Here is a 24,944-nt window from a genome sequence, read left to right as displayed (position 1 = left end):
CCATGAACATCGACCTCAATGCCGATCTTGCCGAGGGCTATGGGCCCTGGCGCATGGGCGACGACACCGCGCTCTTGGACGTGCTGTCGTCGGCCAACTTGGCTTGTGGATTTCATGCGGGCGATCCGCTGATCATGCAGCGCACAGTGGAGCTCGCCATGGCGCGCGGCGTCGACATCGGCGCCCATGTCGGCTTCCCCGATCGCCAGGGCTTTGGCCGCCGCGTCATGCAGATCGATATCACCGAGCTCGCCGCGATCGTGACCTACCAGCTTGGAGCGCTCGACGGCATCTGCCGCGCGCGCGGCGCGCGCATGACCCATATGAGCTTTCACGGTGCGCTCGGCAACATGGTTGCGGCAGATCATGCCCTGGCGGCCGCCCTGGTGCGCGCGGTTGCAACCTTCGATCCGAAACTGATCCTGCTCACCTCGGCAAGCCGCGCCATGGAAGCGGCCGCCCACGATTGCGGCTTGCGGGCCGCGACAACCTTCCTGGCGGATCGCGCCTATGACGACGACGGCCTCTTGGTCTCGCGCAAGCTTGCCGGATCGGTGATCCACGACCGCGCCCACGTGCTTGAGCGGGTCAAGCGCATCCTGCGCCAGGGCAACGTTGTGACCCACAGCGGCAACACGCTGGCAATGCGTCCCGCCAGCATTCTGTTGCACGGCGATACCGACGGCGCCGTCGACCTGGCGAGAGCCATCCGCGAGGAAGTCGTGGCCAGCGGTGCCTGCATTGTGCCCATTTCGCGACAAGGATGCCGCTGAGATGGGCATGCCCGGACATAAGGCAGCCTTATCGCGCCACAGTTATTCCGTCTTAGCCGGGGTGGCGGCGAGGAGATAACGTAAACCATCGAGCTCAAGGACAGCCCATGCCGTTTTCCGACTATCGAAAGGCACTCGTCACTGGCGCCTCTTCCGGTATCGGCGCCGCTGTCGTCGAACGATTGTGCCGCGAGGGCCTGGAAGTGCACGCGCTGGCGCGCAGCGCCAACGCCCTCGAGGAGCTGGCGCGACGGACCGGCTGCATCGCACACGCGCTCGATGTGACCGATCTCGCAGGTGTAACGCAGCTTGCCAAAGAGGTCGAGTTCGACATTCTCGTCAACAATGCCGGCGTCGATCGGCCGAAGTCGTTTCTCAAGGCCGACGCCGAGGACATCGATCTCATCGTCGACGTGAATCTGCGCGCGGCCTTGCATCTCTGCCGCCTGATCGTGCCCGGCATGGCCGCGCGCGACCGCGGCCACATCGTCAACATCAGCTCGATCGCCGGCGCCTACAATTTTGGGGGGAACTCCTCCTACCACGCGACCAAGGCCGGCATCAGCATGCTGTCGAGCCAGCTCCGCATCGACGTGTTCGGCCGCCGCGTTCGCGTCACCGAGATCTGCCCCGGCCGCGTCGCCACCGACATCTTTGCCCATGTCCACGGCGCCTCGAAGGAAACCTACGAGCGCTTCATCGAAGGCTACGAGCTGCCCGAAGCCAAGGACATCGCAGACGCTATCGCGTTTGCGATTGCCGCACCCATTGCGGTCAACGTCGGATACATGGAGATCACCCCGACGCTCCAGGTCCCCGGCGGATTGTCGACCGCGAAGGGCGCCGCATCCGCCGCCGAGCCGAGCCGCTGAGTCCGCGCGATGAGCAGCCTCGACCTCTCGGCGATCCTGCTCAAGCCCGAATACAGCCGGATGCTGCTCGACGGCTTCGAGATGACGCTTGTGGTGGCGATCGGCTCCTGGCTGCTCGCGATGAGCCTCGGCCTCCTGCTGCTCATCATTCGACTGGCGCCGAGCCGCATCGCAGACCGCGCGGTGGCCGTCTACATCTCCTATCACCAGAACGTGCCCACTCTTGTGCAGTTGATGCTGTGGTACTTCGGTATGTCGAGCCTACTTCCGCTTGCGCTTCAGGACTGGATCAGCGTTCACAACGGTGAAGCGATCTTCGCCGTGATCGGGCTTGGCCTGTGCCAGGCGGCCTATTTCAGCGAGGATTTTCGCTCCGGCCTGCGGTCGGTTGCAGCCGGACAGATGGAGGCGGCAAAGGCGCTCGGGCACGGCTATATCAGCGCGATGCGCTATGTGATGATGCCGCAAGCGGTGCGCAACGCGCTGCCCCCGCTCATCAACCATACGGTTTCGCTGTTCAAGAACAGCAGCCTTGCAGTCGCGATCGGCGTCACCGAACTAATGCATGCGGTGAAGGAGGTCGAAAACCAGAGTTTCCGCACGTTCGAAACCTATCTGATCGCGACGATCGTCTATCTCGCGTGTTCGCTGCTGCTGATGGCGGCTGGCGCCTGGCTGAGCCGCCGGTCGCTTCGGGTGGGAGCCACCTGACCCATGCTGATCAATATCTACCAGATCGTCACGGACAACTGGCTGCTCTTGCTGATCGGACAGTTTCCGAATGGTCCTCTCGGTGGCATTGCTGCGACGCTGATACTGTCCATTCTCGGCATCGGTCTGGCCTTTCCGCTGAGCATTCTAGTGGCGCTCGCCCGGATTTCTCCCTGGCCTGTCTTGAACTGGCCTGCCACGGCGCTCGTCTATGTCATGCGCGGCGTGCCGCTCTTGATGATTATCTTCTGGGTCTACTTTCTGCTGCCGCTGCTGATCGGACGTATCGTGCCCGGCTTTGTGGCGATGGTCTGCACACTGGTCGTCTACGAGGCGGCATTTCTGAGCGAGATCGTTCGTGCCGGCATTCAGGCTCTCCCCAGGGGACAGACGGATGCGGCGCGCGCGCTTGGCCATAGTCACATTTCGGCAATGCGCTACGTCATTCTGCCCCAGGCGCTCTACAACATGATCCCGAGCATTCTCAGCCAGTTCGTGGCCACCATCAAGGAAACGACGCTGGCCTACGTCATAAACGTTCCCGAGCTGACATTCGCGGCCAGCCAGATCAACAACCAGCTTCTGACCAAGCCGTTCGAGGTCTTCTTCGTTCTTGCCGTCATCTATTTCGCGGTCTGTTGGACGCTGACGCAGCTCGCGAACTGGCTGGAGCGCCGCATCGCCGCAAAGCGTGCGGGACACGGAGTCGCTGATCAGGCAACCGCCGTTGGCACTGCAGCGATTGGGCCCGAGAGCGTTCAGGAGATCATTCAATGATCAAATTCTGCAACGTCAACAAGTGGTACGGAAGCTACCAGGCGCTTGCCGACATCAACGCCGAGGTGAAGCGCGGCGAGGTCGTGGTCGTGTGCGGTCCGTCCGGCTCGGGCAAGTCGACCCTGATCCGAACCGTCAATCGGCTCGAGGAAATTCAGTCCGGTGAGCTCATGTTCGACGATCAGAACGTCCACGCCCGGATGAGCGGGACGCAGCTCAACCGCTTGCGTAGTCACATCGGCTTCGTGTTCCAGAGCTTCAACCTTTTTCCCCATTTGTCTGTGCTCGACAATATCATGCTGTCGCCGATGAGGATCAAAGGTGTCGATCGCAGCACGGCCCACGACAAGGCGATGTTGCTGCTGGATCGCGTCGGGCTTGCATCGAAGGCGTCAGCGCATCCGGCGCAACTGTCCGGCGGTCAGCAGCAGCGCGTCGCGATCGCACGCGCGCTGGCGATGGAGCCCCCGGCGATGCTGTTCGACGAGCCGACCAGTGCGCTCGATCCGGAAATGGTCGGCGAGGTTCTCGCGGTCATGCGCAGCCTCGCGAACGAAGGAATGACCATGATGTGCGTGACCCACGAGATGGGTTTCGCGCGCGAAGTGGCCGACCGCGTCTGGTTCATGGATGCCGGTCGCATCGTCGAGATTGCGTCGCCGGACAAGTTCTTTGGCAATCCGGAGCATCCCCGCGCCAAACGCTTCCTGTCGGACTTGCGCACGCGCCAGTAGTTTCATCGTCGATTTGTTGGAGGAGGCCCACATGCATTCGACCGCCCCATTATTGACAGCCGCTCTCGTTGCCGCGAGCCTCGCAGGGGCTAGCGCGGGGGCGCGAGCTGATCAATTCCAGGATATCATGCAGCGCAAGGAGTTGCGTTGCGGGACGTTTGCCGATGTGCCGCCGTTTGCGGCGCCGGATCCCAAGACGCGCGAGATGGTCGGGTTTGACGTCGATCTGTGCGGCGCCATCGCCAAGCGGCTCGGCGTGACCGCCAAGATCACGCCACTGTCGGTCGAGGCGCGGGTTCCCGAGGTCAAGCTTGGGCACATCGACATTGCGGTCGCCAACCTCGCCTATACGCTAAGCCGGGCCGAGCAAATCCAGTTCAGTGATCCCTACTATATCGCCAAGGAGATGCTGGCGGTGAGGGCGACCGATCCCGGCAAAACCAAGGACGATTTCAAGGGCAAGCGGCTGGCCTCAACCAAGGGTTCCACGTCGGAATTGTCGATCAAGCTCAACGGCTCCGATCCCCTCGTGTTTCAGGACACCGGATCCGTCTTCATGGCGGTCCAGCAGAACAAGGCGGCTGGGATGGTCGCCAACACGATGACCATCGTGAAGCTGGTCGCCGAATCGAAGAAGGGCGGCGTCGAGCTCAAGATGATCGAAGACCCGATGCTACTCGAACCGATCGGTGTCGGAATGAAGAAGGATGAGCCCGCGCTGCTCGCCAAGATCAATGAGACGCTTGTCGCGATGGACGGCGCCGGCGAGATCAATCAGCTCTGGAACAAGTGGCTCGGTCCGGAGACTGAATATCGCCTGACGCGGACGGAAAAGGTCGTCCCGCTCAGCCAATTGCAGTTCACGCCGATTCCGTGATGCGCGGACCGCAGCGGCGCGCTGCGGGCCACGGTGAGTTCATCTTGCGCAGCGCGGGTGGCGTTCTCCGCCACCCGGACCGAGCGCGCCTTAAACGATCAACAAGGGATATCAAGCAATGGTTCACGTCATCAGATCATTCGAACGGCCCGACGCGGCTCTCGTCAAGGAAATCTCGCAATATGCGCCCTCGACCTTGCACGAGGCGCAGGGCCGTACGGGCGCGCTGACATCTCGGATCAAGCCGATCTATTCGGGCATGCGCGCCTGCGGGCCGGCGTTGACGGCAAGCTGTCATCCGAGCGACAACCTGATGCTCATTACGGCGATCAGCCTCGCCCAGCCCGGCGACGTCTTGATCGTCAGCGCCGGCGATCATCCGGAGCAGGGGGGATTTGGCGAGGTGTTGACGACGGCCTGCATGGCGAAGGGCATCGTCGGCCTGGTCACGGACGCCGGCGTCCGCGACGGCTTGGCGATCCGCAAACGCGGATTCAACGTCTTCTGCTATGGCTTGTCCATGAAAGGCACGGTCAAGGAGACGCTCGGCACTATCAATCGGCCGATTGTGATCGGCGGTGTTGCCGTCAACCCCGGCGACATCATTAGCGCAGATGATGACGGTGTGGTCGTGGTTCCGAAAAGCAATGTTGCAGCGGTTGTCAAAGCTTCGGCAGAGCGCGAGACCAAGGAAGCGCGGATGATGGCCGCGCTGGAAGCGAAGGGGAGCATCCTAGAACTCTCGGGAATGGACAAAGTCCTTGCTCTGAAGAATTGCACCTACGGCTGATTTGAAGAGTAAACATCCAAAGGGCCGCTGCTTCTCTGGTGGTTCGACTTTTAGCGTTGCCGGATATCCGAGCTCCCCGGGCAACCAAGATCGAAGTGAATGCCTCCCATCGCGCAGGCCGTCTGCCGTCAGCGACAAAGCCCAGGAGCCGTCATCGCGGTAGATGCCGTGATGACGCAACGCACCACGAGCGGCCTAAATCAAGTACGAACACCGCAGACCGTCCACGGTGGGCCAACAAGCAACTTTGGGGGATGGCGGCTCTTGGCGCAAAGCGGACCACCCTTGATTGACCCCGTTCTTTTTGGCCGTAGTTAGTTCAAACTTGCCATGATGGATTGGAGCAAGAGTTTAAGGTTTTCAATCGCTTAGATGGCGTCGTGTGCACGACGTGTGCCCTGGGAGATCAAGAAAACTCTATCGACGGCAAATCTGGGCAGTCGGTCCGAGAGATGATGTGGAGTCGGGCTGGACTTGATCGAACTAACAAGAGCAGCACAGCACCTGCGACCGAGAAGCTGATCTCGTCCTTCACTTGGCGAACGGACCTGTCTTCGTTTCGCCGGTGGGGCAGGACTGCTGTTCGCTTGACGATCGGCGTTAAGGGCGCTCGCGGATGTCTCTCCCCAGGGGTCGCCAAGTTTCCACGATTGCGGGCTTCGCAATGCATCGAATGGATTCGCAATCGCTGGTCCGAAGGCCAACGCCAAACTGTCACAACGCTGTTGTTTGTTGTCGATTATAGGCTTGCCGAACATCGGGAAGATTTCCCAACGCACCGCGGGCAGGGCTCTTTGGACTGCGCTTGTCCGCTCTGATCCAATCCGGTCGAACAGCTTTCTCGCGGGCTGCGTGATGAGTTCGCTCCTCAGTTCGCGAAGGAGCATGCATCTCGTGAACGGCGCCCGAATCCACGAGCTCCGCTCCAGCGATGAGGGTTGCAGCGATGGGTAAGAGCTTGCGCACGAATGCGGCCAGAGCGGCAATCCTTGTGGCCGGATTTTTCGTCACGACCCCTTTGCTCGCAGGTGATCGTCAATATGGGCCAGGCGCAAGTGATACCGAGATCAAGATCGGCCAGACGATGCCCTATAGCGGTCCGCTGTCGGCATCCTCCGCGATCGGCAAGGTACAGGCAGCCTATTTCCGCATGATCAATGATCATGGCGGCGTCAATGGCCGCAAGATCACGTTGATTTCCTACGACGATGCGGCGACGCCGTCCAAGACCGTGGAGCAGGTCCGCAAGCTCATAGAGAGCGACGAGGTCTTGTTCACATTCGAGACGCTCGGCAATGCCTCGAACATCGCGATTCAGAAATATCTCAATGACCGCAAGATCCCTCAGCTCTTCGTGGCCGGGCGGTCGACGCGTTTCGAGGATCCGATCAAGTTCCCCTGGACGATGGGATTTGCTCCCAATCTGCGCACGGAGATTCGCGTCTACGCGCGGTTCATCCTGGACAACTATCCGAATGCCAGAATCGGTCTGCTCTATCAGAACGATGAGACCGGCAGGGATTATCTGACCGGGGTGAAGGACGCGCTCGGCGCAAGGGCAGGCGAACTCATCGTCAGTGACGCTTCATACGATGTGTCGGACCCGACCGTCGACTCGCAGGTCGTGCGTCTCAAGGCGGCCGGTGTCGACGTCCTCATCAACATGGCTGCCTCGAAATTCGCCGCCCAAGTCATCAGAAAGATGGCAGAGCTCGATTGGAAACCCGTTCACCTCCTTGGCGTAGGCTCGTCCTCGATCGACGCGGTCCTGAGCCCGGCGGGCATTGAGAACGCAAAGGGCATCATCTCGGCGAGCTCGTTCAAGGAGGCCGCTGACCCGACCTGGCGTGATGACGAAGGCATGAAGCGATGGAGCGCCTTCATGGATGGCTATTATCCGGGAGGCGACCGGAAGAGCATCTTCACGGTCTATGGCTATAGCGCCGCCGAGCTGCTGGTGCAGGTCTTGAAGCAATGCGGCGACAATCTCTCGCGCGAGAATGTCATGGCGCAAGCGACGAGCCTGAAAAACGTGAAACTCGATCTGCTGCTCCCGGGGCTCTCCGTCAACACCAGCCCGACCGACTATCGTGTGGTCAAGGAGTTCCGGATGATGCGTTTCACAGGCAAACGATGGGAGGCGTTCGGGCCGATGGTCAACGATTGATCCATGCGGCTGTTGGCGGCCGCCGTTCGCCATCGCTGGCTAATCTGAAGCTGCCGCCATTTTCGTATTGTGGTTACCGGTCTTTCCGCGAGAAGGTAGCGTCTTAGTCAACCGTAACAGGCGGCATCGGCAGAGCCGTGATCGACTTGATCTTCTCCATCGCGAAATGCGAGGTGACATTCTTGAGCGGGACGGCGTGGATCAGCTTCTTGTAGAACACGTCGTAGCTCTGCATGTCGGGAATGACCACGCGCAGCATGTAGTCGACGTCGCCGGCCATCCGGTAGAATTCCATCACCTCGGGCATGGCGCTGACCGCCGCGGCAAAGCGCTTCAGCCAGGCATCCGAATGATCGGCGCTTTCCACGGAGACGAACACCGAAAGGCCGAGGCCGATCTTGTTCTGGTCGACCAGCGCGACGCGCTTCAGGATTACGCCGGCAGCCTCCAGCCGCTGAATGCGCTTCCAGCAGGGCGTGGATGACAGGCCGACCCGGTCGCCGATCTCGGCCACTGAGAGCGAGGCGTAAACGCTCTCCTTACATCCCGCGATTGCTGATTCGCACCGAGCAAGTTGCATTGCCATGTACCGTCTTCTACCGATGTCTGGCAGTCTTCGAGCGGCATACGTCTCTTTTGCAAGCAGCTATCCAAGTGAAAGGGCCGTTGGGCTTGGTGTGATTAAGTGCGCTCGGATAAGCCCATTGAAATCGCGATAAGTGCGACCGCCCTCGTCAACGGTCTTTCCGAGATGGTCCACCGTACGCTCGGCGAGACGATCGCGGTCGAGACCGTGCTTGGCGCTGGCTTTTGGCGGGTCAAAGCCGATCCCAACGAGCTCGAGGCAGCGACCCTCAATCTGGCCGTCAACGCTCGCGGTGCGATCGATGACGACGTCTGCCGATTATTCCGGCATTTGAAAGAGTCTCTTGCGCCGGTGGCATTTGTCGGACAGGCAGTTTCGCCTACAGATGGGCCGAACGCGTCGTCTCCTGAAGCACAAGTGCCGGACCCGGTTCCATGATGATTGTTGCTTCTGAAGATACATCGGAAAATGCGATCACCGAAATCAGCGTCGAGAAGATTGCGTTCAAGGCTCCCGCTTTTCACGGAATGCTCATCTACGCGTTTTCAGAATACTTGAGAAGTCTGACGCGCCGCAACGCGAGGACGGCGGGATCGTGAGGTTTCGAAACTGGGCCGTGACGGATACGGAACAAGTCGTGTGCGGGGCCGAGCGCGCCGTTTTGCTGATGCGCCGGAGTCATTGGAGACAATTATGAGCGGTAGCGACAAAGGCGGTGCGCTCGAGGGTATACGAGTCATCGACCTAACGCAGATGCTCGCTGGCCCATACTGCACGCAGACGCTGGCGGACCACGGGGCGGATGTTATCAAGGTCGAACCGCCTGCTGGCGATCGGACTAGGTCTGTCGGTCCCTTTCGGCCAGACGACAGCTTGCGTGCGTTTGGCGGCTATTTTGCCAGCGTCAATCGCAACAAGCGAAGTATAGTTCTGGACCTCAAGCAGGTGAGCCATCGCGAAGCGTTCCTCGCATTGGTTCGTACGGCGGATGTCGTCGTAGAGAATTTCCGTCAGGGCGTGATGGATCGCTTCGGACTATCCTACGAGACTTTGCACAACGAGAATCCAAAGCTCGTTTATGCGGCCATTCGCGGGTTTGGGGACTCCCGAACGGGAGACAGCCCGTACAATGAGTGGCCTGCATACGACATCGTGGCGCAAGCCATGGGCGGAATCATCAGCATCACTGGTCCCAACAAAGAGGTGCCGACCAAGATCGGTCCGGGTATTGGAGATCTTGTGCCTGGCGTAATGATGGCTTTCGGAATTGTCGCGGCGCTCCACCATGCTAATCGAACAGGACAAGGCCAGTTCTTGGACGTGGCGATGGTCGATGGGGTCCTCTCGATTTGCGAGCGGATCATCCATCAATGGTCGTTTGCGGGCACCGTGGCTGTTCCGGAAGGTAACCGCCACCCGATTTTGTCTCCTTTCGGCTTGGTGCCGGCACGGGATGGCTGGATCGCGATTGGGATTGCCGAATCCGCCTCCTGGTGGAAGCAACTTTGCGAGATCATCTCGCGGCCTGATTTGATCGTCGATCCCCGCACGTCGACCCAAGACGCACGGATCAAGCATCAGGATCTGGTTTACGAAACGATCTCCGCGTTTACGAGGCAGCGGGATAAGGCCGAACTTATGCGCTTGTTCGGCGGCGTGTTTCCGTTTGGCCCGGTGTACAGTTCTGCCGAGATTGTCCGAGACCCGCACTTCGAGATCCGTAAAATGATCGTTGCAGTCGAGCAGCCCGGGTCCCAGACGCCGGTACATGTCGCCGGCATTCCTGTTCATTTTCTTGACACGCCCGGGTCGATTCGGCGCCGCGCGCCTCTTTTGGGCGAGGATACTGCTGCAATCCTCGCTGAAGTAGGCCTGTCGCTTGATACCTTATCAGTGAAGGAGAACTCAAAATGAGTAGCCGAACGAAACGAGCGCGCCGCGCTCAGCTGGCGGTGCCGGCTACCACGGACAAGCTTTTGGCGAAGGCCGCTCAGAACCCCGCGGATCATGTTTTTCTCGATCTGGAGGATGCTGTTGCACCAACCGCCAAAAAACAAGCGCGTGAACAAGTCATCCGAGCTTTGAACGAACTTGAATGGGACAATAAGGTTAGGTGTGTTCGGATCAACGATCTATCCAATCCGAATTGTTATCAGGACATCGTTGAGATTGTTAGCCGCGCCGGCGCAAACCTCGATACGATCATGGTTCCGAAAGTGAAGGTCGCGGCGGACATCCATTTTGTTGTGACGCTTTTGGAGCAGGTGGAAAAGCAGTCGCAACTTAATCGCAAAATCGGAATCGAAGTTATAATCGAAGATGTCGACGCGGTTCACAATGCATTCGAGATTGCTCGAAGTTCCGAACGCGTGGAGGCCCTGATTTTTGGGGCGGGTGACTTTGCTGCGTCCATGGGTATCGACATGAGGGCGGCCGAGCGGCCCGGGCAGGCGGACGAACTGTGGTATTTTGCCCGTTACCAGATGGTCATGGCAGCGCGATCGGTCGGAATAGATGCCATCGACTCGCCAATCTTAGATGTTCGCGATGTCGATGCTTATACTGCCGATGCGCGTCGCGGTCTCGCGATGGGATTCACCGGAAAATGGGCGATCCATCCGTTGCAGGTCGCGCCAGCCATGGAGGTGTTTACGCCAGCGCGAGAAAAGGTCGAGTTCGCGCGCAGAGTGGTGTCCGCATACGCGGAGGCGGAGGCGAAGGGGATCGGAAGCATTTTGTTTGAGGGCCAGATGCTTGACGCAGCGGTGGTGCGGAACCACCGACTGTTAGTAGAACATGCCCAGCGCATGGGCCTTTGATCTCCACCGGAAGACTGCCGAGGCAAATGACCCAAGCCAGTTGCACTCTTCGGGGTGGACGTAATGGGCCTACTCTTCTTCTTCTTCATGGAATGGGCATGACGGGGGAAGCATGGCTTCCGGTGATTGAATATGTGCAGTCTGAATGGCCGGGACGCTGGCTTGCTCCGGATCTTCCAGGACACGGTAGGTCGTGCTGGGGGATGCCTTATGGCATAGGGCGTTTCGCGGCCGCTGTCGCAGAGCTTCTCTGCCAGGCACAGCCCGTTTACGTGCTCGGTCATTCCATGGGGGCCGCCGTGGCTGTTGCGCTCGCAAGCGGTTGGTTCGGAGTCGATGTCAAACGGGCCTTCGCATTAGGCATAAAACTCGAATGGTCACGGGAAGATTTGGAAAGAAGCGCCCGCCGGGCGGTGCGGCCGATCAGGTGGTTCGACGATGAAATCGACGCCAAAAAACACTATGTCAAAGTCAGTGGTTTAGAGGGCATTGTGGGATCGAGAAGCCCGATGGTGAGCGCAGGCGTTGTGAAAGAACATGAGAAGTGGAGATTGGCAGCCGATCCGCGGGCCCATTTCGTAGCTGCCCAACCACCGAACCTGCTAAGTGTGTTGGACTCTCGAGTGTCGTTCGCTGCAGGCGAACTGGATACATTCATCTCGCCCCACGAACTACGTCAATTGCAGCCAGATGCGGCGATTTTCGTTGGAGCCCACCACAACTCTCATATCGAACAGCCACTCGCGGTGTGGGGTTGGATTTTCAATCAATTGCAAGACGTTCTGGGATGACATGTCGCGCTCCCTGTTGCGCAGCATGAAACCATGGTCACTTTGGTGTGGAGTGCAGGCACATGGACGCGAGCAACGGAGCGAACGCGACAAGCTCCATCGGAGAGATAGTCGATCGCATCGTCGAACTTCGCCGCAAACCAGCGCCGGAGAACGTTGTCCAACTTGCCAGGCATTGTTTACTTGACTGGATCGGGGTTGCACTAGCCGCTGCCAATGATCCCGTGATCGAAAAGCTGCGAGGCGCAGTGGCGTCATCCTCAAATGGCTTTACTCTCGTCGGGACTCGCGAAAGAACCAGCCTGGATGCTGCGTTGCTCATAAATGGAGCAGCCGGGCACATCCTGGATTTCGATGATGTACATGCTGCGGTTCCCGGCCACGTGACGGTTGCGATCGCACCGGTTGTTCTAACGCTCGCTGAGGTCGGGAAGGGGACATGGAATGACTTGATTACTGCCTTTGTAGCCGGATACGAGGGAATGTGTGCGCTATCACGGCTCATGGGACCTGCTCATCCCCGGAAGGGCTTCCATGCAACGGCAACGATGGGAACCTTCGGGGCGGCCATCGCCGCGAGCAGTTTTATGTCTGCCTCGCGCACTGAAACTCTGTCTGCTATCGCGATAGCCGCGACCCAGGCGGCCGGCCTCCGCGCGGCCTTTGGTACGCCCTTGAAGTCGATTCAGGTAGGTCGAGCATCCGTCAATGGCCACTTATCTGCGACCCTTGCAATGAGTGGCCTGTCAGCGCCCGAGACAGTCTTTTCAGGGATCGACGGATTCGCTCTGACGCACGAGGGTGGACCGGAACAGCCACATGCCGCCGAGCGCGGGTATTTTATCCCGGATACAGTATTCAAGTATGATGCTTCCTGTTTTGTTACGCATGCGCCAATTGAATGTGCACGCAAAGCAAGGGAGACTATGCCTATACCGTTTGAGTCTGTGAGCAAGATCGAGGTTCGGATCCATCCACATGCTGAAAGGATCTGTGCGATTCGATATCCAAAGACCTTTCTGCAAGCCAAATTCAGTTTGCACCATACGGTCGCGATGACCCTGTTAGGGATCAGCACTGGCAACCTTGCAAATTTCGAAGACTATATTTCTGATCCCGATATCGAGAGCTGGCGTCAAAAAGTGGAACTGCTGTATGATGGTAAAGTTGGAGAGACAGCCAGTTTCGTTCGGGTGATCCTAAACGATGGTGCCGCCAAGGAGTTCTCTTGCGACAGCAACAAGCCCGAGACAAATCTCGCTCTGCAGGAGGAGCGGCTTGCATCCAAGTTCATGACACTAGCGTCGCCGATACTCGGCGATGATCAGGCGTCGGAAATTTGCCGCACCGTATTAAGATGTGATCGTAAGGCGAGCGTCGGCACGCTATTCAGTCTGTTGCGTCCTCAGGGCTAGAGCGCCGTCGAGCTTTTGAAGCGCTATGCCGCAAAATAGAGGCGCCTTCGATATGGCCTTGCGCAAAACCGAAGCACAATGTCTACGCGCTAATTTGGTTCGCGTGGTGCAATGGTGTGAGCCAGGAGATGCTGGCGAACGAGAAGTGAGAAAGCTCGGCGCGAACTTGTCGTGGCGAGTGGCAATACGATGCGATCATTTGAGCGTTGGAATCGAGCCCGCCGACCCCCCCCATCGTAGCCGTGCTGGCATTTGCGATGCCATAGAAATCGAATCGAGATCATTGCTCCAAACGTCGCTCCGATGGTTGCGATGGTGATCGGGACAGCCGTCTTTGCAGGGGGCGCGGGCGCGCTTGCAAGCGAACAAAATCCCGGGTCGGTGATACTCAACACTGGAGCCGAAATTCTCCAGATGCCAAGCGGAACCGCGAAAGCGTGAGGCAATGAGCAGGTGCATCCACGGCTAGGGAGTCCGTTCAAGGCGGTCCGGACGGCGCCCGAAAGAGCTCTTCGACAGAATCGCATGATGCAGACCATGGCTGAGCCGTCATCGTATATAAGGGGCGCGAAGCGCTGCAGACTGTTTCATGCGAAATGTCGCTCCAACAAATCTAAGCTGTCCCAGCATGGCCGAAAAGGCGCTGACCTCTTTGAAGAGAGCCCGTCTCGTCGTGTTCGAGGGGTTCGCATCACTGGCCCGAACGGGTGGACCGCCAAATTCAAACAGCTCGCCCTCAAGTTCTTTGCAGCATGGCCCAAAGGGATGGGGGCTGCTTCCCGTTTTGATGCCAGGGTACGCTGGAAAGCGTTCGTCATGGTGCGGACTCTATCGTCTTCCGTCTTCGCTGCGGGACGTCAGCTTGATGCTGCGGTAATTGCTTCCACCGAAACAAGAATGATTTGCGTTCAAGGTATTTTTTCGGCGCCGTGCTTTGACTAACCCTTTCAATGACCACTCGCAGCGCGCTGCCGCGCCTCGTGATTCAGGGGCGTGACGTTGCCGGTGGCAGACAAACGACGAGCACGAACAGTAGGGATAACCATGGCTGTTGCGGACACGGTTGCAGTCGCAGGCGCGGGCCCGGTTGGGCTCACGTAACGCAACTTGTCCTTCGGATCGCTTGAGACCGGGACCGATGGGAAGCGGGTACAGCGCCCGCTTCAGAACGGCGGCAGCGTTGGTGGCGCTGCGCGAGTGCGCCGTTCGATCGTTGCGTGACCCGGGTGCAATTAACACCTCGAGACAAGGGGTGAGACGAATAGAGCTTGAACGGGGAGCAAGTATGACCAATCGGGAAAAGTCACGGTGGTGGTGGGAAGCCCGCACCATCATGGCGGCCTCTGCCGGCAACGCCTTCGAGTATTTCGATCTGACGCTCTACACATTCTTTGCCGTCGTGATCGGTCAAGTGATGTTCCCGGCCCAGGATCCAGGTGCGCAGATTCTCTTGTCCCTCGGCGTGTTTGGCGTTGGTTATTGCGCGCGTCCGATTGGTGCGGTCTTCTTCGGCAATTACGCCGATAGCCGCGGTCGCAAGGCAGCCGTCAACTTGTCCCTGCTGCTAATGGCAACCGGCACCGGCCTGATCGGGATCGCGCCAACCTACGCACAGGTCGGCCTCTTGGCGCCGATCATCGTCCTCGCGGGGCGGCTCCTCCAAGGTTTCTCGTCGGGCGGAGAGACGGGGGCGTTGACGACCTTGCTGGTCGAATCGGCCCCGAGCAATCGGCGTGGATTCTACGCAAGCTGGGCGCTTGCGACGCAGGGCATCGCGACGATGTTCGGTTCGGGCGCCGCCTGGATCGCGTCGGCATCCCTCACACCGGAGCAATTGAACGCTTGGGGATGGCGAATTCCGTTCTTTCTCGGCATCATGATTGTCCCCATCGCCAGATATCTCCGCCGCACGCTGGAGGAGACCCTCGACGAGGTCACCGCGGCCCAGTCGAAGCAGCGCGCGCCGATCACGGTGATGGCCGCGAACTACAAGAAGACCGCGATCCTGGCGCTGCTGGGGGCAGCTGGAGGTAACGTCACCTACGTGATCTTCAATCTTTACATGCCGACCTATGCCATCCACGAGCTCGGATTGCCGGTCAGCGTGTCGGTCGGCGCGGGGCTGTGCGCCGCGATCACGACCGCCGTCCTCGCCCCGCTCGGCGGATACCTTTCGGACATCTTCGGGCGGAAGCCTCCCCAGATCATCGCGCGTATCCTGATCATCGTGTTGGCCTATCCTGCCTTCATGTTGATCAGCGCCAAGCCGAGCACCCTCGTCCTACTCGCGACGGTCACGGGGATGAGCTTCCTCCTGGCGATGATCTCCGGATATTATGCTCACATGGCCGAGAGCTTCCCCAAGAGCGTCCGGGCAAGCGGCTTCGCGACGATGTACGCGCTTTCAACCGTCCTGATCGGCGGATTCTCTCAGATGATCATCACAGCCTTGATCCAATGGACGGGAAACAAGACGATCCCGGCCTCATACTTGGTGATCGTCGGCCTCTTGTCGCTGATCGGTGTGATCTTCCTTCGGCCGCACCAACCCGAACCGGGCGACGTTCTTGTTCACGCCGATGCGCCTGGCACCGCCGTTCTCCGACCCGCCTCCCTACCTGAGGCATGAAAGCGAAGAAAGGCCCTGAGATGCGACGCCTCGCCATTCTCGATGATGTCCTCAGGATCTCGCCACGGCTCGTCGATTGGTCGAAGGTCGCGGAGACGTATCAGATCCAAGTGTTCGACCGGAACCTGTCCGTTCCGGAAGAGGCCGCGGTGGAACTGGAGCCGTTCGAGGTCATTTGCTGCCTTCGCGAGCGGATGAGCCTGCCGCGGGCACTTCTCGAAGGTTTGCCCAACCTGAAGCTGATCTGTGTGACCGGTCCCTACCATCGGACACTGGATCTCGCCGCGGCGACGGAGCTTGGCATCGTCGTGTCCTACACGGAGATGCGGGGCCCGCTCGCCGTGACGTGCGAGCTCTCGTGGGCGCATCTCCTCGCACTCACCAAGAACGTCGCCCTGGAAGACAGGCGGATGCGCGCCGGTGGTTGGCAGAGCACGGTCGGCATGTCGCTCACCGGAAAGGTATTGGGTCTCTGCGGGCTGGGGCGAGTGGGCCGCCAGATGGTGCAGGTTGCCAAGGCCTTCGACATGACGGTCCATGCCTGGAGCTCGAACCTGACGGCAGAGAAAGCCGCCGAGGCTGGAACCGTCCTGGTGTCGAAGGAGGATCTCTTCCGGAAGAGCGACATCGTCAGCGTGCATCTGGTCCTGAGCGACCGCAGCCGTCACACGATTGGTGCCCGCGAGATCGCGATGATGAAGCCGAGCGCTTACCTGATCAACACGGCACGGGGACCGCTCGTCGATGAAGAAGCCTTGATCGCCGCGCTTCAGGAGAAACGTATCGCAGGGGCGGGTCTCGACGTATTCCACGTGGAGCCGCTTCCGCCGGACCATCCATTGCGCAAGATGGACAATGTCGTGGTGACGCCGCATCTCGGTTTTTCGACGGAGGAAATCTACAAGATTTTCTGGGGTGATACCGCCGAGAACGTCGAAGCCTTCATCGCCGCTCGTCCTATCCGGGTGCTCAATCCGGATGTACTCGGCTCCCGAGCTCTGCGGAGGACGGAACTGATTAGCTAGCGTCCACACGGCCGAACGGACGTTGCAATCGCCTGCGGCGTCCACGCTCGTTCCTAGGCATCGGGTGGACGAAACCAAGCAGCACATCTGCAGGCGAGTTAAGGAGACGACATGTCTGAGCGGCCGGACTTCATCGGGCGGGCAGTCACGAGGCCCAAAGGTTTCTCGTACGACCAGTTCGAGATCGGGAAAAGAATCGAGCACCATTGGGGCCGCACGCTCAACCTGAGCGAAAGCGTTCTGTTCTCGACGCTGACTCTGTCAGCCAATCCGACTTACTTCAATCTTGAATATGCAAAGAAGCTTGGCGAGGACCAGATCCCGATCAACCCGTATTTCGTCTACCTCGTTGTATTCGGCCTCAGCGTTGAGGATCTCACCGAAGGCGGCCGGGTCGGGGCGCTCGTCGCCGTCGAGAAACTTCGCTTCCTTCGCTCCTGTTACTCCGGCGACACCGTGACCTCCGTCAGCACCGTTCAGGACAAACGCGTGTCCGCGACGAAGCCGGATATGGGGCTGGTGACCTGGCACACGCAGGGTTTCAATCAGCGCGGCGATGTCGTCGTCGAGTATATCAGAACCAACATGATGAACGTGAGGAACTGACCGTGTCGTACATGAACGAACAAAGAAAGATGATCCAGGAGGTCGCGCGCAACTTCGCGATGTCTGAAGTTCTTCCCATCGCCAATCGCCTGGATCCAGAACGCGGCGAAATTCCGATGGCTCTCCGCGACAAGATGGCGGAGCTAGGCTTCTTCGGGATTCTGATCCCAGAAGAATACGGCGGGCTCGGGCTCGGCGCGTTCGAGTACTGCTTGGTCACAGAGGAACTCGCGCGCGCCTGGATGAGCGTCGGCAGCATTATCCGGCACTCTACCGCCGGCAGTCTCCTGCCCGTCGACATGATGACGCCCTACCAGCGGGAGAAGTACCTGCGGAAAATGGCTCTTGGCGACTACCTGATCGCCTTCGCAATGTCGGAGCCTTCGACGGGCTCGGACGTATCGAACATCTCCTGCCGGGCGGTGCGCGACGGCGATTCATGGCTCCTGACCGGGAATAAGTATTGGTGCACGTTCGCCGACGCTGCCGACGGCATTCTCGTCATCGCACGTTCGGACCAGAACATCGATCCCAAGCGGCGGTTCGCCGGGCTCACCGCATTCCTTGTCGAGAAGGAGCGCGGAAAGTTTCCGGAAGGCATGTCCGGGCAAGCGATCCCGAAAATCGGGTACTTCGGCTGGAAGACGTTCGAGCTCGCGCTCGATAACGTGCGCGTCCCCGCGGAGAACGTGATGGGCGAAGAAGGCAAGGCCTTCTACATGGTCAGCAAGGGCCTTGAGAAAGCACGTGCACAGACAGCGGCCCGCGCGATCGGGCTTGCGCGAGGCGCGCTCGAGGATGCGACGGCATATGCGGGCGAACGTCAGCAATTCGGTCGGCCCATCGGCGATTTCCAGGCGATCCGGTTCAAGCTGGCAAAGATGGCCGCGGAGGTAGAGGCAAGCCGGCAGTTGATGTACCATGTGTGCGACGAGATCGACGGTGGTCGACGCTGCGACAAGGAAGCGGCGATGGTCAAATATCTCGCGACCGAGATGGCGGAGCAGGTCGCCAGCGAGGGGCTCCAGATCCACGGCGGCGGCGGCTACACGACGTTGTTCGCCGCCGAACGCTACTGGCGTGACGCCCGCTTGACGAAGATCTTCGAAGGAACGTCGGAGATCCAGCTACGGATCATCTCGGATCACCTGCTCGGGAAGGCAAAATCATGAGCGCGTCCCGCACCACCCTCGATACGAACTACTACGAGGACTTCACCGTCGGAGAGGTGATCAAGCATGGCCGCGGAAAGACTCTCGATCCGCTGGAGAACGTCCTGATCACGAACCTCGTGATGAACACATCCTCCGCTCACTTCAACGAGCATCTCGCATCGCAGATGCCGTTTGGCAGGCGGGTGGTGTTCGGCGGCGTGACTTTCGCTCTCATGGTGGGGCTTGCATCGCAAGATACCTCGGAGAACGCTCTCGCCGAGATCTCCGTGGAGAAGATTGCTTTCAAGGCCCCCGTGCACCACGGGACGAATATCTACGCCTACTCGGAAGTGCTGGAGAAACAGGACACGCCCGATCGCGAGGACGGCGGCGTCGTCCGCTTCCGCCATTGGGCGGTCACGGACACGGACCAGATCGTGTGCGAGGCCGAGCGCACGGTGCTGGTCAAGCGGCGAAGCCACTGGTGCCCGGCATGAGCGCGGCCGAGCAGGGCCGTGCTGGCCGGCATCCAGGATCGAACTCACCCGAATGCCTGCGGGCCCGTATTGCACGTCGACGCTCGCGGATCATGCGGCGAAATAAGGCGCAAGGTCGTATGGTTATCAGGAAGCTGACGAAGACATTCGCGTTCGTTGCTTGTGTTGCCGCCCTATTCCAGGCGTCGACGATCTCAGGCGCCCGCGCCGAACCCGATCTCAGCGGCGTCTGGCTGCCCGACGTCAATGACCAGATGCGCCAGCAAACGGCCAACATGCCGCCTTGGAAACCGGAAGTTCTCAAGCAGGTCCAGCATCTCATCGCCGAGGAGAAGGCTGGGCGGCCGTTCCTCGTCCTAAGCCATTGCCTGCCGCATGGCGTGCCGAGCTGGATGCTGATGACGCATAACGCATTCGAGCTGCTTGCAACGCCCGGTCGCATCACCATGCTGGGCGAGGTCGACGGCAACCGGATGCGGCGCATCTACCTGGACGGCCGCCCGCATCCCGAGGATCCCGATCCTTCCCTGCACGGCCATTCGATCGGCCATTGGGAGGACGACACGCTGGTGGCCGACACAGTCGCGATCATGCCGCAGGCCTATATCGCGATCAGCGAGGCGGTCGGCATCCCCAACAACGGCGATATGCATGTCGTCGAGCACATCCATCTCACCGAGCCGAACGTCATGCACGACGATCTCGAGATCACCGCCCCGAACGTTCTCACCGCGACCTGGAAAACGACACGGATTTTCCGCCGCTACCCGAACCGGCATTACGAGGTCACCGAGGGCGAGTGCGAGCAGGAAGATCTGACGCCGGGCAAGGACGAGCACGGCAACGACATCTTCGTCTCCAACGCGCAAGGCGCGTATGGGACGGTTCATACCGCCAAATAGCCCGGCAAAGTCAGAGGACAGAGAAAAAGGGAATGAGCGCAATGTCGAACGCTACTCTGCTTGCCGCGTGTCTTGTGCTGGGTTCGGCCGGCGTGGCCGTGGCGCACCATTCGAACGCTGCCTATGACAGCGACCATCCGCAGACCGTGCAAGGCACCGTCAGGCAGGTCAACTGGACCAACCCGCACATCACCTTCGTGGTAGAGACCGACGCCAAGGAAGGGCCGCAGGCCGGCAGCTGGGTGTTCGAGGTGTCGAGCCCCGGCGTTCTCACCCGCTCCGGCTGGACCAAGCGCTCGCTGAGCCCAGGCGATCACGCCACGTTCAATTATCTGCCGCTGCGCGACGGCAGGCAGGGCGGCTTCCTGCGCAAGGTGACGCTGCCGGACGGCAAGGAGCTGACCTACAGCCTGCAGCCGGAAGAGCAGTGAGCTAGAGGGATGGAAGCGCTGCTGATCGGGCTTTCCAAGTGGCTGGCGGCGACCTCGCTCAGCCACACCATCCAGACCGTCACCTGGATCATCCCGACCCTTCAGACCATCCACATTCTCTGCGTGGCGATCGTGTTCTCCTCCGCGGTGCTGGTGGATTTGCGGATCTTCCGCCTGTTCGAGCGCGACGAGCAGCTGCGCGACGTGATGCGGCGCTTCCTGCCGCCGATCTGGCCCGTCCTCGTCATGCTGCTGATCACGGGCAGCCTGCTCATCATCGGCGAGCCGCGCCGCTCGCTGGTCAACACCACCTTTTATCTCAAGATGGCGCTGCTCCTGGTTGCCATCCTGCTGACAGCGACCTTGCAGCGGACGGCCCTGGGGTCACCGGGCTTCCTTGAGGACCGCAGCCGGCGGCTGACCGGGCAGGCGCTTGCCACGCTCTCGGTCCTCGTCTGGTGCGGCGTTCTGTTCGCCGGGCGCTGGATCGCTTACACGCAGGCTGGATGATGTCGCAGTTCTCCGATCTGGTTGCCTTCTTCGAGGACTCTGGCGTCGCGGAGGCGATCCGCGAAAGCGACACGCTGTTTCCCTCCGTCGAGTCGGTGCATGTGGTCGCGATCTGCCTCGTGGTCGGCACCATCCTGACCCTCGATCTGCGGCTGCTCGGCTTCGCCTCGGTCGGGCGGCCGGTGAGCCGGCTTTCGAGCGCGATCCTGCCGGTGACGTGGGGCGCGTTCGCGATTGCGGCGACCTCGGGCTTCCTCCTGTTTATCTCCAACGCGACCAAATATCTCGGCAACGGCTATTTTCTCGCCAAGCTGGTGCTCATCTGCGCGGCGTGGCTGAACATGGTCATCTTCCATGCCATCAGCGCCAAGGACATGCCGCAATGGGACAAGCAGGCGCGGCCGCCGATGTCGGCGCGGATCGCAGGCCTGCTGTCGATCCTGCTCTGGATCGCGGTCGTTGCCTGCGGACGCTGGATCGGCTTCACCATACAGGTGCTGTGACGATGAACAGGTCCCGATTTGCTGTAAGCGTGATCGCCACAGTCACCTTCGCCGGCCTTTCCGCGTCACCCTCGCGGTCCGACAGCCCCTCGCCGACGCCATTCCAAGCCCATGTCGACATGAAGACCTTCATGGAGCATGTGCTGACGCCGGCCGCGCGGGTGATCTGGAGCGTCAACGGCACTGTGATCGACGCCAAAGGTGAGCGCGACCTATCGCCCAGGACCGACGAGGATTGGGAAGACATCGTCAGCGGCGCGGCGACGCTGGCCGAAGCCACCAACGCGCTGATGATCCCCGGGCGGGCGCAGGACGCGGAGTGGAATCTCTATGTGAAGAAACTGGCCGCCGCCGCAGACAAGGCCTACCAGGCGGCGGAAGCCCATGACCTGAAATCGGTCACTGAAGTCAGCGACCGCCTCGACGGCGTCTGCGCATCGTGCCATCGCCATTACGGGGTGGAGTGATTGCAGCACTGGTAAAGCCCACTCGGTGCTATCATCCCCTGGAGGGTCCCTGGAGCGGGAGGATGGCTTGGCGGCTTCACGCTTCTTTGTCGCTTTTCGATGCGGCGTTTGAGTTTCCCGAAATTCCGCCGGTCGATCATTCAAGCGATCTCGGCGATGGACGAGCGGCTCTCCGAACAAGCCTGCGCGGAAATCGCTATAGGCTTGATTGATTCCGCCTCGGTGTTCATAACGAACGGCCCACGCGCCACGACAGGCTCGCGGATCGGATCGCCATGGCCGAAAAGGAGAGTGGCGTCAGAGGGCGCTTCGACCGCGATCGCATCGCCGTCGTCGGCGAAACCTATCAGATCGCCCCCAGGCGCCGACCGACGGCCGATCGTCACCTCGCTATGTTCCGCCTCGGCATGTCGCGTTACGCACTGCCAAGCGTCGACGCTTTCGACGTCGGCGACCCTAGTTGTTCCGACGATCGAGAGTGGGGCAGGACAGTGGCTGAAGTCGTGCTTGCTCCGAGCCGAAGAAGTTAGCCCTGCGGAGAACCGCAGGAGCCTTATGGAAATCACCGCCTTAACGCACTATTCGCTAGGGGTGTCTTTACCAAGGAGGTCGCCAAACAGCTCCCATCTATCGCCCTTGAATCGCTGCATACGAAGCTGACTGATCACAGAATAGGAAGTCGCGCTGGTGTTGATCTTTACACCAGGCAGCAGAGTGTCAGGTGCGACGTCTTTCAGGCTCGCCGCCTGCTTCATGACATTAGCGCGAGTAAGATCTTCGCCACACATTTCCAGAACCTTGACGAGTGTCTGAGCCGCGCCGTAGCCGTATATGATGTTGGCATCGGTCCTGTCGACGCCCGGCATGTACTTGTCAAGGAACTCGGACAACCTCTTCATGCCGGGATCATCTTTCCATTGGGGGTCCGAGATATCCTTGGCAAAGGCAGCAGATAGCGCGCCCTGCGCGTTCTCGAAGCCAGCCGGCTTCATCACGCTGCTGACATACGATGCTCCATTGTTGATGATCTTCAGGGGGTTCCAGCCGAGTTCGGCGGCTTTTCTGATGGCTTGCGCACCGAATTTGATGGTCGCAAAGATCATCAGCACGTCGGGACTGGCGGCCTTGAGCTTGATGATGTGAGAATCGATCGATGGCTCAGAAACCTCGTAGCTCTCTTCCATAATGATGCTGGAAGCTTTGGCGCCCAAGCCGGCCTTAACGCCCCTCAAATACTCTTTTCCAAAGTCGTCGTTCTGATAGAGAATTCCGATCTTCGCGTCCGGCTTCTCCTTTATCAACCATTTTGCATAGATTTCTGCCTCGGTCTGATAATTCAATAGAAACCCCATGGTCCACGGGAAGTTCTTCGGATCATCCCATTTGGAGGAGCCGCTCGCGACAAAGAGCTGCGGCACCTTCTTGGCGTTCAGATATTTCTGGATTGCCGTATTCGATGGAGTACCGACCGGACTGAATACGAGCAGCACCTCGTCGCCTTCAACAAGCTTGCGAGTCTGCTCGACCGCCTTCGGCGGTGAATACGCGTCGTCGTAGGATATGAAGTTTATCTTGCGACCGTTGATACCGCCGCGGTCGTTGGTCATCCGGAAATACGCTTCTTCGGCCTTCCCGACCACGCCGTAGGACGATGCTGGACCACTGTAGGGCATCAAGTTGCCAATTTTGATTTCAGTATCTGTAGCGCCAGCATCATATTTTTTCTGAGCGAGCGCCGCGCTCGCTGCAAAGGTGGCGATAGCCACCGAAAGCATTGCGGGTATCAGTTGTCTAGAAAGCATTTCATTCTCCTCCGATTTGGATTTCACTTCTTTTGGGCCTGTTCAGCCAACTGCTGACGTCGACGGCCGGACATAGCGAGATCGCGACCGTATTGAATGTGACTGTCCGGTGCTCACAAAGTGCATGGTCGTCTCCGAACACTAGGAACGGAACACGGTTGCCGACGCCCCGCCGTCTACCGCGAGTACCTGACCCGTGATGAAACTCGCTTCATCGCTGGCAAGGAAAAGGCATGCTGCGGCAACCTCATCCGCACGGCCGGCGCGGCCTAGCGGCGTCGATTGAACAGAAAATTTTCTGAAGGCTGGATCGCGCAGACGGGCTTCAGTCCGCGGCGGTTCAATGATCCCGGGTGCAACCACATTCACCCGAACATTGAACGCGGCGCAATCGTGGGCCATCTGCCTGCTCAAGCCTATGACACCAGCCTTGGTCGCTGCATAGGATGCGTTGTTTTGAAATCCAAGAATGCCCTGCACCGAGGATATGTTGATGATCGACCCTGGCGCCTCTTGGGAACGACACAGCAGCAAAAATGGGCGAGAAATACGCAGCACGCTCTTGAGATTGATGTCGAAGATGCGGTCGAACTCCTCGTCCGTCGTATCGTAGACTGCGGTCGTGCCGGCGATACCGACATTATTCACCAACACATTGGGACACCGGGAGACATTGTTGGCAGCGTCAAGTATGACCTCCCCCGAACCGCTCCGGCTGACATCGGCGACCACGGCCAGGGCAACGGCGCCTTTCGCTCTGCACAGATCGGCGGTCTCTTCGAGACCCTCAGAGAGACCCGAAGCGATTACAACTGCTCCTTCCTCAGCGAAACGAATAGCGGTCGCGCGGCCAATACCCGAACCCGCGCCAGTGACGATGGCTGTCTTGTCAGAAAGCCTACCTACCATGAGGCCCTCCGAGAAATGTATGGCTTGTCGTGCCTCGACGGCTGTCAGGCCGCGATTGATGGCAAACCGAGGCGCGAGAATCGTTTCGGAGCGACCCGTGGTACGTGATCGCGCACGGTGATGAGGTCCGACCACGGTCGAAAACGGTGATCAGAACGCCCAACTGGGCAATGCCGTTCGCAGTCAAGAGACCGTCC

At 59.8% G+C, this 24,944-nt stretch carries 27 protein-coding genes and 1 pseudogene; 24 read left to right on the top strand and 4 right to left on the bottom strand.

Annotated features, from left to right (window positions below; all coding sequences use genetic code 11):
- Nucleotides 1-2 precede the first annotated feature (2 nt).
- The 8 genes from IC761_RS30325 to IC761_RS30290 all read left to right on the top strand — a co-directional run bounded on the left by IC761_RS30325 (nucleotide 3) and on the right by IC761_RS30290 (nucleotide 7,701).
- The gene (locus IC761_RS30325; protein ID WP_195800318.1) at nucleotides 3-773 is read left to right on the top strand and encodes a LamB/YcsF family protein; all 771 of its coding nucleotides are present in this window, start codon (nucleotides 3-5) and stop codon (nucleotides 771-773) included.
- 107 nt (nucleotides 774-880) lie between these two features.
- On the top strand, nucleotides 881-1,645 hold the full coding sequence (locus tag IC761_RS30320; RefSeq protein ID WP_195800317.1) for an SDR family oxidoreductase: 765 nt from the start codon (nucleotides 881-883) through the stop codon (nucleotides 1,643-1,645).
- Between the two features lie 9 nt (nucleotides 1,646-1,654).
- Nucleotides 1,655-2,356 (top strand): amino acid ABC transporter permease, encoded by a 702-nt coding sequence (locus IC761_RS30315; RefSeq protein ID WP_195800316.1) that lies wholly within the window; start codon nucleotides 1,655-1,657, stop codon nucleotides 2,354-2,356.
- 3 nt (nucleotides 2,357-2,359) lie between these two features.
- Nucleotides 2,360-3,133, top strand: coding sequence for an amino acid ABC transporter permease (locus IC761_RS30310; protein WP_195800315.1), 774 nt, complete (start codon nucleotides 2,360-2,362; stop codon nucleotides 3,131-3,133).
- Complete coding sequence (locus tag IC761_RS30305) at nucleotides 3,130-3,867, top strand: amino acid ABC transporter ATP-binding protein (RefSeq protein ID WP_195800314.1); 738 nt, start codon at nucleotides 3,130-3,132, stop codon at nucleotides 3,865-3,867. The genes IC761_RS30310 and IC761_RS30305 overlap by 4 nt, the downstream gene beginning before the upstream one ends.
- 31 nt (nucleotides 3,868-3,898) lie before the next feature.
- Complete coding sequence (locus IC761_RS30300; protein WP_195800313.1) at nucleotides 3,899-4,744, top strand: ABC transporter substrate-binding protein; 846 nt, start codon at nucleotides 3,899-3,901, stop codon at nucleotides 4,742-4,744.
- Nucleotides 4,745-4,862: 118 nt separating this feature from the next.
- Nucleotides 4,863-5,534 (top strand): 4-carboxy-4-hydroxy-2-oxoadipate aldolase/oxaloacetate decarboxylase, encoded by a 672-nt coding sequence (locus IC761_RS30295; protein WP_195800312.1) that lies wholly within the window; start codon nucleotides 4,863-4,865, stop codon nucleotides 5,532-5,534.
- A 931-nt stretch (nucleotides 5,535-6,465) separates the two neighbouring features.
- Nucleotides 6,466-7,701, top strand: a complete 1,236-nt coding sequence (locus IC761_RS30290; RefSeq protein ID WP_438265062.1) for an ABC transporter substrate-binding protein — start codon at nucleotides 6,466-6,468, stop codon at nucleotides 7,699-7,701.
- 103 nt (nucleotides 7,702-7,804) lie between these two features.
- Here the strand turns inward: IC761_RS30290 and IC761_RS30285 are convergent.
- A pseudogene (locus IC761_RS30285) lies at nucleotides 7,805-8,227 on the bottom strand (Lrp/AsnC family transcriptional regulator); the annotation flags it as partial.
- 159 nt (nucleotides 8,228-8,386) lie between these two features.
- Between IC761_RS30285 and IC761_RS36020 the strand changes: the two are divergent.
- The 16 genes from IC761_RS36020 to IC761_RS36015 all read left to right on the top strand — a co-directional run bounded on the left by IC761_RS36020 (nucleotide 8,387) and on the right by IC761_RS36015 (nucleotide 22,036).
- Nucleotides 8,387-8,725, top strand: a complete 339-nt coding sequence (locus IC761_RS36020; protein WP_246791372.1) for a hypothetical protein — start codon at nucleotides 8,387-8,389, stop codon at nucleotides 8,723-8,725.
- Nucleotides 8,722-8,886 (top strand): hotdog family protein, encoded by a 165-nt coding sequence (locus IC761_RS30275; protein WP_195800310.1) that lies wholly within the window; start codon nucleotides 8,722-8,724, stop codon nucleotides 8,884-8,886. The genes IC761_RS36020 and IC761_RS30275 overlap by 4 nt, the downstream gene beginning before the upstream one ends.
- 94 nt (nucleotides 8,887-8,980) lie before the next feature.
- Entirely contained in the window at nucleotides 8,981-10,201 is a 1,221-nt protein-coding gene (locus IC761_RS30270) for a CaiB/BaiF CoA transferase family protein (RefSeq protein WP_195800309.1), read from the top strand.
- Nucleotides 10,198-11,106, top strand: coding sequence for an HpcH/HpaI aldolase/citrate lyase family protein (locus IC761_RS30265; RefSeq protein ID WP_195800308.1), 909 nt, complete (start codon nucleotides 10,198-10,200; stop codon nucleotides 11,104-11,106). Before IC761_RS30270 ends, IC761_RS30265 begins: the two co-directional genes overlap by 4 nt.
- Nucleotides 11,107-11,204: 98 nt before the next feature.
- Entirely contained in the window at nucleotides 11,205-11,897 is a 693-nt protein-coding gene (locus IC761_RS30260) for an alpha/beta hydrolase (RefSeq protein WP_195800307.1), read from the top strand.
- A 62-nt stretch (nucleotides 11,898-11,959) separates the two neighbouring features.
- Complete coding sequence (locus tag IC761_RS30255) at nucleotides 11,960-13,312, top strand: MmgE/PrpD family protein (RefSeq protein ID WP_195800306.1); 1,353 nt, start codon at nucleotides 11,960-11,962, stop codon at nucleotides 13,310-13,312.
- Nucleotides 13,313-14,645: 1,333 nt separating this feature from the next.
- The gene (locus IC761_RS30250) at nucleotides 14,646-15,941 is read left to right on the top strand and encodes an MFS transporter (RefSeq protein WP_210338498.1); all 1,296 of its coding nucleotides are present in this window, start codon (nucleotides 14,646-14,648) and stop codon (nucleotides 15,939-15,941) included.
- On the top strand, nucleotides 15,938-16,966 hold the full coding sequence (locus tag IC761_RS30245; RefSeq protein ID WP_246791371.1) for a D-2-hydroxyacid dehydrogenase family protein: 1,029 nt from the start codon (nucleotides 15,938-15,940) through the stop codon (nucleotides 16,964-16,966). The genes IC761_RS30250 and IC761_RS30245 overlap by 4 nt, the downstream gene beginning before the upstream one ends.
- Before the next feature lie 111 nt (nucleotides 16,967-17,077).
- Nucleotides 17,078-17,572: a MaoC family dehydratase gene (locus IC761_RS30240; protein WP_195800304.1), complete on the top strand. Its 495-nt coding sequence runs from the start codon at nucleotides 17,078-17,080 to the stop codon at nucleotides 17,570-17,572.
- Between the two features lie 11 nt (nucleotides 17,573-17,583).
- Nucleotides 17,584-18,744, top strand: coding sequence for an acyl-CoA dehydrogenase family protein (locus IC761_RS30235; RefSeq protein ID WP_210338563.1), 1,161 nt, complete (start codon nucleotides 17,584-17,586; stop codon nucleotides 18,742-18,744).
- Entirely contained in the window at nucleotides 18,741-19,223 is a 483-nt protein-coding gene (locus IC761_RS30230; protein ID WP_195800302.1) for a MaoC family dehydratase, read from the top strand. Before IC761_RS30235 ends, IC761_RS30230 begins: the two co-directional genes overlap by 4 nt.
- Before the next feature lie 119 nt (nucleotides 19,224-19,342).
- On the top strand, nucleotides 19,343-20,125 hold the full coding sequence (locus IC761_RS30225) for a hypothetical protein (protein WP_195800301.1): 783 nt from the start codon (nucleotides 19,343-19,345) through the stop codon (nucleotides 20,123-20,125).
- 41 nt (nucleotides 20,126-20,166) lie between these two features.
- A complete protein-coding gene (locus IC761_RS30220) occupies nucleotides 20,167-20,556 on the top strand; it encodes a DUF6152 family protein (RefSeq protein WP_195800300.1) in 390 nt (129 codons plus the stop codon).
- Nucleotides 20,557-20,565: 9 nt separating this feature from the next.
- Complete coding sequence (locus IC761_RS30215) at nucleotides 20,566-21,066, top strand: DUF6644 family protein (RefSeq protein ID WP_195800299.1); 501 nt, start codon at nucleotides 20,566-20,568, stop codon at nucleotides 21,064-21,066.
- Nucleotides 21,063-21,569 (top strand): DUF6644 family protein, encoded by a 507-nt coding sequence (locus tag IC761_RS30210; RefSeq protein WP_210338497.1) that lies wholly within the window; start codon nucleotides 21,063-21,065, stop codon nucleotides 21,567-21,569. The genes IC761_RS30215 and IC761_RS30210 overlap by 4 nt, the downstream gene beginning before the upstream one ends.
- Nucleotides 21,570-21,571: 2 nt before the next feature.
- Nucleotides 21,572-22,036, top strand: a complete 465-nt coding sequence (locus IC761_RS36015; RefSeq protein ID WP_246791370.1) for a hypothetical protein — start codon at nucleotides 21,572-21,574, stop codon at nucleotides 22,034-22,036.
- 140 nt (nucleotides 22,037-22,176) lie between these two features.
- On the opposite strand, the gene IC761_RS36010 is transcribed toward IC761_RS36015, so the two are convergent.
- The 3 genes from IC761_RS36010 to IC761_RS30195 form a co-directional block, all read right to left on the bottom strand.
- Complete coding sequence (locus IC761_RS36010; protein WP_246791369.1) at nucleotides 22,177-22,422, bottom strand: pirin-like C-terminal cupin domain-containing protein; 246 nt, start codon at nucleotides 22,420-22,422, stop codon at nucleotides 22,177-22,179.
- 192 nt (nucleotides 22,423-22,614) lie between these two features.
- On the bottom strand, nucleotides 22,615-23,838 hold the full coding sequence (locus tag IC761_RS30200) for an ABC transporter substrate-binding protein (RefSeq protein ID WP_195800298.1): 1,224 nt from the start codon (nucleotides 23,836-23,838) through the stop codon (nucleotides 22,615-22,617).
- Nucleotides 23,839-23,979: 141 nt separating this feature from the next.
- Nucleotides 23,980-24,747 (bottom strand): SDR family NAD(P)-dependent oxidoreductase, encoded by a 768-nt coding sequence (locus tag IC761_RS30195; RefSeq protein WP_195800297.1) that lies wholly within the window; start codon nucleotides 24,745-24,747, stop codon nucleotides 23,980-23,982.
- Nucleotides 24,748-24,944: the final 197 nt, after the last annotated feature.

This window comes from Bradyrhizobium commune, from assembly GCF_015624505.1.
GTDB classification, from domain to species: Bacteria; Pseudomonadota; Alphaproteobacteria; order Rhizobiales; family Xanthobacteraceae; genus Bradyrhizobium; species Bradyrhizobium commune.
The sequence above is the reverse complement of the archived record's forward strand: the minus strand, read 5'-3'. Positions and strand labels throughout refer to the sequence as shown.